The sequence below is a fragment of the Streptococcus panodentis genome (assembly GCF_017884005.1).
In the GTDB taxonomy this organism is placed as follows: Bacteria; Bacillota; Bacilli; order Lactobacillales; family Streptococcaceae; genus Streptococcus; species Streptococcus panodentis.
In genome coordinates this window covers 52494-65100 of record NZ_QFAY01000010.1, presented here as the reverse complement: position 1 = coordinate 65100, position 12607 = coordinate 52494, and the positions used below count along the sequence as shown (strand labels likewise).

Genomic DNA, 12607 nt, shown 5'->3' with positions numbered 1-12607 from the left:
TATGGCTGGGTTTTACAAGAGGCAAGGAAAAGTTTATAATAAAAGAAGAATAAATAGAAGAGGTTTTCTATGAGTCAAGAAACAACGAGCCAGCAGCAACAGATGCTGCGGGGAACTGCCTGGCTGACCGCCAGCAATTTTATCAGCCGTCTCTTGGGAGCTATTTATATTATTCCCTGGTACATTTGGATGGGACAGCACGGTGCGCAGGCCAACGGCCTCTTTACTATGGGGTATAATATTTACGCTTGGTTTCTGCTGATTTCAACGGCTGGTGTCCCGGTTGCAGTCGCCAAGCAGGTGGCCAAGTACAATACCATTGACAAGGAAGAGCACAGCTTTACCCTGATCCGGGAATTTCTCAAATTTATGCTGCTCTTGGGTGCCGTTTTTGCCCTGATAATGTATGTTCTGTCACCGCTTTTTGCTTCTATGTCAGGCGGCGGAAGCGAGCTGATACCAATCATGCAGAGTCTGTCCTGGGCGGTGCTGATTTTCCCTTCGATGAGCGTCATCCGCGGCTTTTTCCAAGGCTTTAACAATCTCAAACCCTACGCTATCAGCCAGATTGCTGAGCAGGTCATCCGGGTTATCTGGATGCTGCTGACCGCCTTTTTTATCATGAAAATCGGTTCTGGCAACTATGTAGAAGCTGTGACCCAGTCAACTTTTGCGGCCTTTATCGGTATGCTGGCCAGCATGGCTGTTCTGGTTTTTTACCTATGGAAGACCGGGATGCTGCTGCCCATTCTCCACAAGCCTGCCAATGCCGGCGAGATAAACGGCCGGGCCCTGCTCTGGGATACCATTCGTGAAGCCATTCCCTTTATTATTACCGGATCGGCCATTCAGCTCTTTCAGATTATTGATCAGGCGACCTTTATCAATGTCATGGGCTGGCTGACCAAGTACAGCAAGTCAGAGTTGCTGGTCCAGTTTGCCTACTTCTCAGCCAATCCCAATAAAATCACCATGATTCTGATTGCGGTGGCGACTTCCATCGGAGGGGTGGGGATTCCGCTTTTGACGGAGAATTATGTCAAGGGAGATTTCAGGGCGGCAGCCCGCTTGGTGCAGGACAACCTCAGCATGCTGTTCTTCTTTATCCTGCCGGCGACCATTGGCTCTGTCTTAGTCGCTGAGCCCCTTTACACCGTCTTCTATGGCAAGCCGGATGGTCTGGCTCTGGGTCTTTTCGTCTTTGCCATGCTGCAGACCATCATTCTCAGCATCTATACCGTTCTTGCCCCTATGATTCAGGCGCTGTTCCAAAACCGCAAGGCCATTATTTACTTCCTCTACGGAGTCGGAGTCAAAATCCTCCTGCAGGTGCCTGCTATCTATCTCTTTAAAGCCTACGGACCTCTGCTTGCGACCACTGTCGGCCTGATTCTTCCGATTGTCCTCATGTATCAGGAGATTCGCAGGGTCACCAGCCTCAATCCTAAAAATCTCATCAAGCGCAGTCTCCTGACGGCTATCCTGACCGGTGTCATGACCGTTTTTGTCTTAATCGCAGAGCTGCTGATAGGTCTCTTTCTGCAGCCCAGCGGCCGGATTTCCAGTTTGATTTATCTGCTGCTGATTGGCGGCATCGGTGTGGCCATTTACGGCGGCTTCTCCCTGCGGGTCCGGCTCATGGACCGTTTTATCGGATCGAAAGCAGCCAGTCTGCGCCGCAGATTTCATATTCATTAAAAAGCCCTAAGGCTTTTTAATTTGAGGCTGAGACAGACTCCCATGATGGCTGTGCCCTCACCCACAGAGGGATGGATCTTTTGGAAGATACCGTATAAAAAGTCTTTCAGTCTCGCTTTGTTTTGGTAAAAAACTTTTGGCGCGGTAGCTGATTGGACTTTTTGTTCGTCTATTAGACTCCAAAAAGCTCCTAATCATCCTCGCGGGGCTGGGACGACGAACTAAATTTTTAAAAATTTAGTTCTGTCCCACCGCCATTTGCTATTTTTGTCGTGAAAGCCTCTGCCATTCGTCCGGTATTCCTGCAGGGCAATGTTAGATGAACGGGAAAGCAGTTTTTTGCAGGGCACAGCTGCCTTCATGACCAGCGTTTCTTTGAGAATTCGCATGCGGTCATAGTTTCAAACTATACCTAGCTCTTGAAAAGAAAAAAGCGCAGGCCTTTCTGAAGATGATACAATAGAGAAGTGAACATACATCTGAGGAAATACCATACCTCACTATTTTAATGGAGGACATGATGAGCAAGGAATTGAAGTTGGATACCCTTTTAGCCCAAGCAGGAATCAAGACAGATGAAGCTACCGGTGCATTGACAGCGCCGCTGCATTTTTCAACGACTTACCAGCATCCGGAGTTTGGCCAGTCGACCGGCTACGACTATACGCGGACTAAAAATCCAACCCGGGCCAGTCTGGAACAGACTCTGGCAGCTATTGAGAGTGCGGATTATGCTCTGGCGACCAGCTCAGGCATGTCGGCCATCGTCCTTGCTTTCAGCGTTTTTCCGGTCGGCAGTCAGGTCTTGGCGGTACGCGATCTCTACGGCGGCTCTTTCCGCTGGTTCAATCAGGCGGAGCAGGAAGGGCGTTTCCATTTCACCTATGCCAATACGGAGGCAGAGCTTTTGGCAGCTCTGACAGAGGATATAGATATTGTCTATATCGAGACACCGACCAATCCTCTGATGGTGGAGTTTGACATTGCCCGCATTTCTCAGGCGGCTCATGAAAAGGGAGCCAAGGTCTTGGTAGACAATACCTTCTACAGCCCGATTTACCAACGGCCGCTGGAGGAGGGGGCTGACTTGGTCCTTCATTCAGCGACCAAATATCTGGGCGGGCACAATGACGTCTTGGCTGGAGCCATCATGACCAGTGATGCTGCCCTTTACGAGAAACTTTTCTACAATCTCAATACAACAGGTCCAGTCCTGTCGCCCTTTGACAGCTACCTGCTCTTGCGCGGTCTCAAGACGCTGGCGCTCCGCATGGAGCGTTCCACTCAGAATGCCAGAGAAGTCGCAGCATTTCTGAAAGATTCGCCGGCTGTTAAGGAAGTCCTCTATCCCGGAAAGGGCGGCATGATTTCCTTTAAAATCGCAGATGAAGGAAAGATTCCGCAGCTGCTGAACAGTCTTAAGGTCTTTACCTTTGCAGAAAGTCTGGGCGGAGTGGAAAGTCTGATTACCTATCCGACGACTCAGACCCATGCCGATATTCCGGCAGAGGTCCGCCATTCCTATGGTTTGACCGATGATTTGCTGCGTCTGTCGATTGGGATTGAGGACAGCAGGGATTTAGTGGCTGATCTGCAGTCAGCTTTGGAGGCCTGAAATGGGAAGATATAACTTTGAAACAGCTCCCAACCGGTTGGGGCAGCATACTTATAAGTGGAAAGAAGCAGAGGAAGATCCGGATGTTTTGGCGGCCTGGATTGCCGATATGGACTTTGAGGTTCTGCCGGAAATCCAGCAGACCGTGCATGACTATGCCGAGCAATTGGTCTATGGCTATACCTACGCCAGTGAGGAGCTCATTCAGTCGGTTCTGGACTGGGAGCGAGAGGAGCATGGCTATAGTTTTGACAAGGAAGCGCTGGTCTTCATCGAAGGGGTCGTCCCTGCCATTTCGACGGCCATTCAGGCCTTTACAGAGGAGGGAGATGCCATCCTCATCAACAGCCCGGTCTACCCGCCCTTCGCCCGTACCGTTAAGCTCAATAACCGCAGGCTTGTGACCAATTCTCTAATCGAGCGGGATGGGCTCTTTCAGATTGACTTTGACCAGCTGGAGCGCGACCTAGCAGACAATGCTGTGAAAATCTATGTCCTCTGCAATCCCCACAATCCCGGCGGCCGGGTCTGGGAGCGAGAAGTCTTGGAGAAAATCGGCCGGCTCTGCCAACAGTATGATGTGCTGCTGGTCTCTGATGAAATCCATCAGGACCTGACGCTGTTCGGCCATCGCCATGCCTCTTTTAATACCATTTCACCTGATTTCAAGGACTTCAGTCTGATTTTATCCAGCGCGACCAAGACCTTCAATATTGCCGGTACCAAAAATTCCTATGCCGTGATTGAAAATCCGGCCCTGCGCAGCCAGTTCAAACGGCGCCAGCTGGCCAATAACCAGCATGAAATTCCGGGGCTGGGTTTGCTGACAACAGAAGCAGCCTATCGCTATGGCCGGCCTTGGCTGAGCGAGCTTAAGGCTGTCTTAGAAGAAAATATTGATTTTGTTGTCAATTATTTTGCTAAGGAAGCACCACGTCTGCGGATCATGAAACCTCAAGGAACTTATCTGGTTTGGCTGGACTTTTCAGATTATGGGCTGACAGATGACCAGCTTTTCCACTTGCTTAGAGAAGAGGCTAAGGTTGTCTTGAATCGGGGAAGTGATTTTGGCAAGGAGGGCAAGGGCCATGCCCGGCTCAATGCGGCCGCTCCTAAGTCCATCCTTGAAGAAATCTGTCGGCGCATTGCTGCAGCCCTGCCTCAGTAACGGATCTAAAAGCGCTTGAAAGGACATTCTGTGAAAGATTTTCATAAAAAATGAAAAAGAAGAGGCCATTCCTATTGACAATCATTCTAAAGAGGAGTATAGTTAGAATGAAAAATCGGTAGGTGAGGCTACCATAAGGATACGGATGACTACCGCAAAGCAGTGGAGACACTGCTCGTTGGTCAACAGTCCTGATCGCCAAGGTCAAGACTAAGCTCATTTCATCGCCTTATGGAGTTAAAGCTTGAACGGTGAATGCTTGTTTTATCTGTGTTTAAAACAATGAAGCGAATAACCTGACATGCAAATAACCCTGTCGAGAAATTGGCAGGGTATTCTTTTTTGCTGAAAATATTTCAAGAGTATAAATAGTTGATTGCCTGCCTTTTAAGAAAAAAGAAGGAGGAATAGTAATGAAATTTTGGTATTCTAGTACCAGTCCTTTTGCGCGTAAAGTCTATGCTACAATTTTACATCATCATTTAGAGGAGCAAGTGGATATTCAGAGAGTTCAGGTGGCTTTCGACAAAAATTCACCGCATAATCAAGATAATCCTTTGGGTAGAATTCCTGTTTTTCAAGCTTCCAATGGAGAATGGTTGTATGGTAGTGATTTAATTTCCCAATATTTAGATGAGCTAGGTCAGGAAACTCCGCTTTTTCCTAATGGAATAGAGAAGTGGCACGTTTTGAACATACTGTCCGTTGCTGAAGGAATTTTGGAAAACACAATGCCGATGGTTGCGGAAAAATTTTTTCATGAAAAAGAGCATTGGTGGAAAGACAGACATCAGCAAATTGATGAGAGAAATGTCCGGAGTTTGGCCTTATTAGAGAAATTGGCTACTGAGCAGGGACTTTCTTTAAATATTGCAACAATCCAAGTAGTTGCTCTTGTAGATTGGTGGAATTTACGTGAAGAAGTCATTGGATTTTCTTTGAGAGAAAATTTTCCCGACTTGCAAGAATGGACACAGAAGATGAATGCTACTTTTGATGTCTTGCAAGCATCTTGGGATTATTAACTGCTTTTATAAACTAAGAAAGGAGAAGTACGATGCAAATTGACGATCATCCGGAACCGCACATACACAGCCAATCGCTGATTTGTGTCGTTCTGTCCTGATAAAGTGATTGGTCTCTGTGTATGAACCACATTATTCATATAGATAGGAGAAACCAATGAAAAACGTAAAAGAAAGATTGCTGGCAGCGCTGCAGCTGCCTGTTCAAGAAACTCTGGCATATTATAAGAGTGCCTTTCGCGGTCTGACCGAAGATCAGGTCGAGGAAAACCGCGATCTCTACGGAGAAAATGTCATTACCAAGGGGCAGGAAGATTCCATCTTTAAAAAAATTTATGAATCCATCATCAACCCCTTTACCGTCATCCTGCTGGTGATCGCCCTGGTCTCTCTGGTGACCAATGTCTGGCTGGCCAAGCCAGGAGAGGAGGATCCGACAACCTCCATTATCATTGTGGTGCTGGTCCTGATTTCGGGCGGAATCCGCTTTGTGCAGGAGCTGCGGAGCGACCGGGCAGCCAGCAATCTGTCCCGTCTCATCGTCAATACGGCTACGGTTATCCGTGAAGGGGCAGAGCAGGAGATTCCCATTGATGAAATCGTTGTGGGCGATATGATCAAGCTCAGCGCCGGCGATATGATTCCTGCGGATGTGTTGCTGCTGGACTCGCGTGATTTCTTTGTGCAGCAGTCTGGCCTGACCGGTGAGAGCGATGCGGTGGAAAAAGTCTGTCTGGCCAAGGCTGACGGGCAAAATCTTGATAGCCTTTTAGAAACAGAGTCTCTGGCTTTTATGGGGACCAATGTCATTTCCGGCCGGGCAACGGCCTTGGTCCTGGTGGTCGGAGACGAGACCATGATGGGAGCTATCGAGCAGACCCTCAATACCTATGACGAACCGACCTCCTTCGAGCGGGAAATGAACAGCATTTCCTGGCTCTTGATCCGGCTCATGCTGGTCATGGTGCCAGTCGTTTTCTTCATCAACGGCCTGACTGACGGTGACTGGCTGGAAGCAGGAGTCTTTGCCCTCAGCGTCGGGGTCGGCCTGACTCCGGAAATGCTGCCCATGATTATCACGGCCAGTCTGGCTAAGGGTTCGATTATCATGGCCCAGGAAAAGGTGGTCATCAAGAAGCTCAATGCCATTCAGGATTTGGGGGCTATCGACATCCTCTGTACGGATAAGACAGGAACGCTGACCCAGGACGAAATTGTGCTGGAATACCCGCTGGATATTCATGGAGATCTGGACTTGGCAGTGCTGCGCCGGGCTTATCTCAATTCTTACTATCAAACCGGCCTCAAAAACCTCATGGATCGGGCCATAATCAGCCGGACGGAAAAAGAAGCAGAAAAGCACGAACTCGTCCGCAACCTGGACCAAACCTTCAAGAAGATTGACGAGCTGCCCTTTGACTTTGAGCGCCGCCGGATGAGTGTCATTGTCAAAGATGATGAAGAGTCCGTCAGCATGGTCACCAAGGGGGCGCTGGAGGAAATGCTGGCTATTTCAAATTATGTGGAATACAAGGGCCGGATTACCGCACTGACCGAGGAAATCCGTCAGGAAATTCTGGACGAAGTAGCCCTGCTCAATGAACAGGGGCTGCGTGTGCTGGGTGTCAGCTACAAATCTGACTTGGAAGAAGATTATCAGTTCTCCATTGATGATGAATCCGATATGATCCTGACCGGCTATCTGGCCTTTCTGGATCCTCCAAAACCGTCCGCAGCCCCAGCCATTAAAATTTTAGCTGAATACGGCGTTGCTACAAAAATTCTGACAGGGGATAATGAAAAAGTGACCGAAGCCGTCTGTGAGAAAGTCGGACTGGATGTTGACAGCATCCTCTTGGGCTCTGCTGTGGATGCTATGTCGGACGAGGAGCTCAGCCGGGCAGTGGAAGCAACGACCGTTTTTGCCAAACTATCGCCTGATCAAAAGGCACGGATTATCCTGCAGCTCAAGGCTAACGGTCACAAGGTCGGCTATATGGGCGATGGCATCAATGATGCTCCTTCCATGAAAGTGGCGGATGTCGGCATTTCGGTGGATACAGCTGTCGATATTGCCAAAGAAACGGCCGATGTCATCCTGCTGGATAAGGATCTCATGGTGCTGGAAAAGGGTCTGGTAGAGGGCCGTAAGGTTTATGCCAATATGACCAAGTACATCAAGATGACGGTCAGTTCCAACTTTGGGAATATCTTTTCCCTGCTCTTTGCCAGTGTCTTTCTGCCTTTTCTGCCCATGGCACCGGTCCATCTGATTGTGCTCAATCTGGTCTATGACCTCTCCTGTATTGCTCTGCCTTTTGACAATGTAGACAGTGAGTTTCTCAAGCAGCCGCGCATCTGGTCCGCCAAATCCATTACCCGCTTTATGGCTTGGATAGGCCCAATCAGCTCGGTCTTTGATATTCTGACATACTTGCTGCTCTATTTTATCATTGTACCTATGATTATGGGTGGCAGTTACCAGCATGGCTCGGCAGAAGCAGCAGCCTTCATCACGCTCTTTCAAACAGGCTGGTTCATTGAGTCCATGTGGTCTCAGACCATGGTTATCTATATGCTGCGCTCACCGAAGCTGCCTTTCGTGCACAGCCGTCCGGCTCTGTCTGTCATTGTGACGACGCTGGCGGCAGCCCTCTTTGTCACTTCCTTGCCTTACAGTCTCTTTGCCGGTCTGCTGAAAGTCGCCCCGCTCAACGGTGTTTATTTCCTGTGCCTGCTGCTGATTATCGTCCTTTATATGGCCAGCGTGACCTTGGTCAAGCACTTCTATATCAAGCGTTATAAGGAATGGCTGTGAGTTTAAAAACAGATAAGAAAATCTTTGAAAAGGCTTGCTTGCTGCGAGCCTTTTTCCTGTGTTTTTGATATAATAAGAAGAATAAGTTGAAAGAAGGAAATCCAATCATGGGAAAACTTGAAGTTATCGCACATCCGCTGATTCAGCATAAGCTGTCCATTTTACGCCGTACGGATACTTCGACTAAGGCCTTTCGGGAGCTGGTCAATGAGATTGCTATGCTGATGGGCTACGAAGTGCTGCGCGACTTGCCCCTTGAAGACGTAGAGATTGAAACACCGATTACCAAGACAGTGCAAAAGCAGCTGACTGGCAAAACCTTGGCCATTGTTCCTATTCTGAGAGCCGGAATCGGTATGGTAGACGGCCTTTTGAGTCTGGTGCCGGCAGCCAAGGTCGGCCATATTGGGATGTATCGGGACGAAGAAACCCTGCAGCCGGTTGAATACCTGGTCAAACTGCCGGAGGATATTGACCAGCGCCACATCTTTGTAGTGGACCCTATGCTGGCAACGGGGGGCTCTGCTATTTTGGCAGTTGATTCCCTCAAAAAGCGCGGTGCCAGCAACATTACCTTTGTCTGTCTGGTGGCTGCTCCGGAAGGTGTCAATGCCCTGCAGGAAGCCCATCCGGATGTCGAGATTTTCACAGCTGCTCTGGATGACCATCTTAATGACCACGGCTACATCGTTCCCGGGCTGGGCGATGCCGGCGACCGGCTGTTTGGGACAAAATAAGAGCCTGAATGGTGAACAGCAAGACCTGCTGCAGCAATGCTTCATCTGTAAAATGGCTTTGCTGGCTTCTTGCTTTCAAATCTTTTGTGCAAAGCAAATATTTGACCTTTTTTGACCAAAAGGCTATAATAGTCCCATAATGTGAAATTCTATTTCCTAGTTTGATAGAAAAATTTTAAAACAGAAAGTGAGAAAACGATGATTCCTGTAGTGATTGAACAAACCAGCCGCGGAGAACGCTCTTATGATATTTATTCCCGCCTTTTAAAAGACCGCATCATTATGCTGACCGGTCCGGTGGAGGACAATATGGCCAACTCGGTCATTGCCCAGCTCCTTTTCCTGGATGCTCAGGACAATAGCAAAGATATTTATCTTTATGTCAATACACCAGGCGGTTCTGTATCAGCCGGTCTGGCTATTGTGGATACCATGAACTTTATCAAGTCTGATGTGCAGACAATCGTCATGGGCGTGGCAGCCAGCATGGGAACGATTATTGCTTCCAGCGGGGCCAAGGGCAAACGCTTTATGCTGCCAAATGCGGAATACCTGATTCACCAGCCGATGGGCGGCACAGGCGGCGGCACCCAGCAGACCGATATGGCGATTGCTGCAGAGCACCTGCTCAGAACCCGTAAGACTTTGGAGCAAATCTTGGCCAATAATTCCGGCAAATCTGTTGCGCAAATCCACAAGGATGCTGAACGCGACTACTGGATGAGCGCTCAGGAAACCTTGGATTACGGCTTTATTGACGAAATCATGGAAAACAGCAATCTGGGTTAAGAGAGAAGGAGCCGAAAGGAGGCTCCTTTTTTTGCAGTTTCCAACTGCTCTTCTGCTGTTCAGCGCTTTTTAAGGGCTGGTTTTTTGGGCCTATCTTTGCTATAATCATGTAAGGACTAGATCTATCGGAAAGGAGTTTTATGCTAAAGAAAAAAGAAAGAGTAGGCTTGGTGGTCTATCTCTATTACAATCGCGATGTTAAAAAGCTGGCCAGTGTCGGAGATGTCATCTATCATTCCAAAAAACATCGCTATCTGCAGCTTTATGTCAATAAAGAAGAGGCAGACAGTCTGAAAAATCAGCTGTCCAAAGAACGCTATATCAAAAAAGTACGGCTCTGCCATATTCAGGATTTAGACACGGATTTTGTCGGCAGCCTCTATCGAAACCAGGAAAACGTTATCATTTGATAAAAGTAAGCATAAAGGGTTGACAATTTTCAGATAATTCGATATATTCTTACTATATCATCAAACAAAAGGAATAAGGAGATTTTGGAATGAAGAAAAAATTTGCTCTGTCCCTAGCAGTATTTGCCAGTGCAGCTCTGCTCGCAGCCTGCGGCGAAGTTTCCAATAACAACTCAACAGCGACCGGTACAGAAATCGGCGACACGCTTAAACTGGGTTTTAACTTTGAAGAATCCGGTGAGGTTGCCGCTTATGGTACAGCTGAACAGCGCGGCGCTCAGCTGGCAGTGGATGAAATCAATGCAGCTGGCGGTGTGGACGGTAAGAAGATTGAAGTAACGGACAAGGACAATAAGTCTGAAACGGCCGAAGCAGCGACCATTACAACCAGCTTGGTAACTCAGGATAAGGTCAATGCGATCATTGGCCCTGCGACTTCCGGTGCGACTGCCTCAGCAACATCCAACGCTGCGAAAGCCGGTGTTCCGATTGTCACTCCGAGTGCGACTCAGGACAATCTGACGGACAAGCAGGATTATCTTTTCCGTGCGACCTTCATTGACAGCTACCAAGGTAAGATTATTTCTAAATATGTAACGGATAATCTGAAAGCGAAAAAAGTGGTTCTCTACTATGACCAATCCAGCGACTATGCTAAAGGAATGGCTGATGCTTTCAAGAAGGAATTTAAGGGTGAAATCGTCGCTACTGAAACCTTCCAGTCTAAGGATACTGACTTCCAGGCTGCTTTGACGAAGATTAAGGGCAAAGAATTTGACGCTCTCGTGGTTCCAGGCTACTACACAGAAGCTGGTAAAATTGTCAACCAAGCGCGTGGTTTGGGGATTACGCAGACCATCGTCGGCCCTGACGGTTTTGGCGATGCTAAGTTTGTGGAGCAGGCAACACCGGCTGCAGCGACAAATGTCTACTATGTATCAGGTTTCACAACTTCCGGCGATATGACTGACAAGGCTAAGAAGTTCATCGAAGCATACAAGGCGAAGTACAATGAAGAGCCTTCAATGTTTGCGGCGCTTTCCTACGATTCTGTGTATATGGCAGCAGAGGCTTCAAAAGGCGCTAAAACATCTGTAGAACTCAAGGATAACCTGGCCAAGCTGAAAGATTTTGAAGGTGTTACAGGTTCAATCACCATTGACAAGGACCACAATCCAGTGAAAACAGCTCTGATGATTGGTCTGAAAGACGGTCAGGTAGATACTGTTGAAACGGTTGAAGCTGAATAAAAGTTACGAGGCTGGGACTATCCCAGTCTTTGACTTGTTTTTAATTTCCAGTTGTTTGAGTGAGATTGGATAGATGACTGCTTGCTGTAAAAGTTTATGTATCAGCTCCTATTCATTTCTTCATCAACTATTATTGCTATTTTGGGAGTGGGATGACAAAATCACGACCTAGTCTGCTGGTTTTTGTCCCATTCCTTATTTTATTATAGAAAGCGTGGTGTGTCATGCTCCAACAATTAGTCAACGGTTTAATTCTGGGCAGCGTCTATGCGCTTCTGGCTCTGGGTTATACTATGGTTTACGGGATTATTAAACTGATTAACTTCGCCCACGGCGACATCTATATGATTGGGGCCTTTATGGGCTACTATCTGATTAATATCCTGAAGTTTAATTTCTTCCTTTCTCTCATCTTAGCCATGCTGGGGACAGCCCTTCTCGGTGTGATCATTGAGTTTCTGGCCTATCGTCCCCTGCGTCATTCGACCCGGATTGCGGCTTTGATTACGGCCATCGGTGTGTCCTTCCTCTTGGAATACGGCATGATTTTCTTTGTCGGCGCCAATACGCGTTCCTTCCCGCAGGTCATGAAGATTGAACGCTACAGTCTGGGTCCGGTTTCAATTTCCAACATTCAGCTGCTGATTCTGGGAATCTCGATTTTCCTCATGGTGGCCCTGCAGTTTATTGTGCAAAAGACCAAAATGGGGAAAGCTATGCGGGCTGTTTCTGTAGACAGTGATGCGGCCCAGCTGATGGGGATTAATGTCAACCGAACAATCAGCTTCACTTTTGCTCTGGGCTCTGCTCTGGCCGGAGCGGCCGGTGTCCTCATTGCCCTCTACTATAATTCACTGGAGCCCCTGATGGGAATGACTCCGGGGATTAAGTCCTTTGTGGCGGCTGTTCTGGGCGGTATCGGTATTATTCCCGGCGCGGCTCTCGGCGGCTTCGTTATCGGCCTGTTGGAAACCTTTGCGACTGTCTTCGGTCTGTCTGACTTCCGCGATGCCATTGTCTATGCCATTCTGATTGTGATTCTCTTGATTCGTCCAGCTGGTATCCTTGGCAAAAATGTGAAAGAGAAGGTGTAAAGT

Annotated in this window: 9 protein-coding genes, 1 pseudogene and 1 riboswitch; all 10 genes and pseudogenes read left to right on the top strand. The window is 48.1% G+C overall.

All coding sequences use genetic code 11. The features are described from left to right. Window positions 1-69 precede the first annotated feature (69 nt). The 10 genes and pseudogenes from DHL47_RS05930 to DHL47_RS05885 all read left to right on the top strand — a co-directional run bounded on the left by DHL47_RS05930 (window position 70) and on the right by DHL47_RS05885 (window position 12604). Window positions 70-1698, top strand: a complete 1629-nt coding sequence (locus DHL47_RS05930) for a putative polysaccharide biosynthesis protein (RefSeq protein WP_209551219.1) — start codon at window positions 70-72, stop codon at window positions 1696-1698. Between the two features lie 520 nt (window positions 1699-2218). Beyond that, window positions 2219-3313, top strand: coding sequence for a cystathionine gamma-synthase (locus DHL47_RS05925; RefSeq protein WP_209551218.1), 1095 nt, complete (start codon window positions 2219-2221; stop codon window positions 3311-3313). A 1-nt stretch (window position 3314) separates the two neighbouring features. Next, window positions 3315-4481: a MalY/PatB family protein gene (locus DHL47_RS05920; protein WP_209551217.1), complete on the top strand. Its 1167-nt coding sequence runs from the start codon at window positions 3315-3317 to the stop codon at window positions 4479-4481. 107 nt (window positions 4482-4588) lie between these two features. After that, window positions 4589-4745: riboswitch (M-box (ykoK) riboswitch) on the top strand. 149 nt (window positions 4746-4894) lie between these two features. After that, the gene (locus tag DHL47_RS05915; protein ID WP_128835673.1) at window positions 4895-5506 is read left to right on the top strand and encodes a glutathione S-transferase family protein; all 612 of its coding nucleotides are present in this window, start codon (window positions 4895-4897) and stop codon (window positions 5504-5506) included. 157 nt (window positions 5507-5663) lie between these two features. After that, window positions 5664-8324, top strand: a complete 2661-nt coding sequence (gene mgtA / locus DHL47_RS05910; RefSeq protein ID WP_209551216.1) for a magnesium-translocating P-type ATPase — start codon at window positions 5664-5666, stop codon at window positions 8322-8324. A 107-nt stretch (window positions 8325-8431) separates the two neighbouring features. After that, window positions 8432-9061: a uracil phosphoribosyltransferase gene (gene upp / locus DHL47_RS05905; RefSeq protein ID WP_128835680.1), complete on the top strand. Its 630-nt coding sequence runs from the start codon at window positions 8432-8434 to the stop codon at window positions 9059-9061. 189 nt (window positions 9062-9250) lie between these two features. Next, window positions 9251-9850 (top strand): annotated as a pseudogene (locus DHL47_RS05900) (ATP-dependent Clp protease proteolytic subunit); the annotation flags it as partial. Between the two features lie 140 nt (window positions 9851-9990). Next, window positions 9991-10260: a DUF2129 domain-containing protein gene (locus DHL47_RS05895; protein WP_209551215.1), complete on the top strand. Its 270-nt coding sequence runs from the start codon at window positions 9991-9993 to the stop codon at window positions 10258-10260. Between the two features lie 89 nt (window positions 10261-10349). After that, window positions 10350-11510, top strand: a complete 1161-nt coding sequence (locus tag DHL47_RS05890) for an ABC transporter substrate-binding protein (RefSeq protein ID WP_128835687.1) — start codon at window positions 10350-10352, stop codon at window positions 11508-11510. A gap of 224 nt (window positions 11511-11734) precedes the next feature. Next, complete coding sequence (locus DHL47_RS05885; protein WP_128835690.1) at window positions 11735-12604, top strand: branched-chain amino acid ABC transporter permease; 870 nt, start codon at window positions 11735-11737, stop codon at window positions 12602-12604. Window positions 12605-12607 lie beyond the last annotated feature (3 nt).

Bases quoted from the DNA above. Each gene is read 5' to 3' on its own strand.
- DHL47_RS05930 (WP_209551219.1), top strand. From the start codon at position 70: ATGAGTCAAGAAACAACGAGCCAGCAGCAACAGATGCTGCGGGGAACT.
- DHL47_RS05925 (WP_209551218.1), top strand. From the start codon at position 2,219: ATGAGCAAGGAATTGAAGTTGGATACCCTTTTAGCCCAAGCAGGAATC.
- DHL47_RS05920 (WP_209551217.1), top strand. From the start codon at position 3,315: ATGGGAAGATATAACTTTGAAACAGCTCCCAACCGGTTGGGGCAGCAT.
- DHL47_RS05915 (WP_128835673.1), top strand. From the start codon at position 4,895: ATGAAATTTTGGTATTCTAGTACCAGTCCTTTTGCGCGTAAAGTCTAT.
- mgtA (WP_209551216.1), top strand. From the start codon at position 5,664: ATGAAAAACGTAAAAGAAAGATTGCTGGCAGCGCTGCAGCTGCCTGTT.
- upp (WP_128835680.1), top strand. From the start codon at position 8,432: ATGGGAAAACTTGAAGTTATCGCACATCCGCTGATTCAGCATAAGCTG.
- DHL47_RS05895 (WP_209551215.1), top strand. From the start codon at position 9,991: ATGCTAAAGAAAAAAGAAAGAGTAGGCTTGGTGGTCTATCTCTATTAC.
- DHL47_RS05890 (WP_128835687.1), top strand. From the start codon at position 10,350: ATGAAGAAAAAATTTGCTCTGTCCCTAGCAGTATTTGCCAGTGCAGCT.
- DHL47_RS05885 (WP_128835690.1), top strand. From the start codon at position 11,735: ATGCTCCAACAATTAGTCAACGGTTTAATTCTGGGCAGCGTCTATGCG.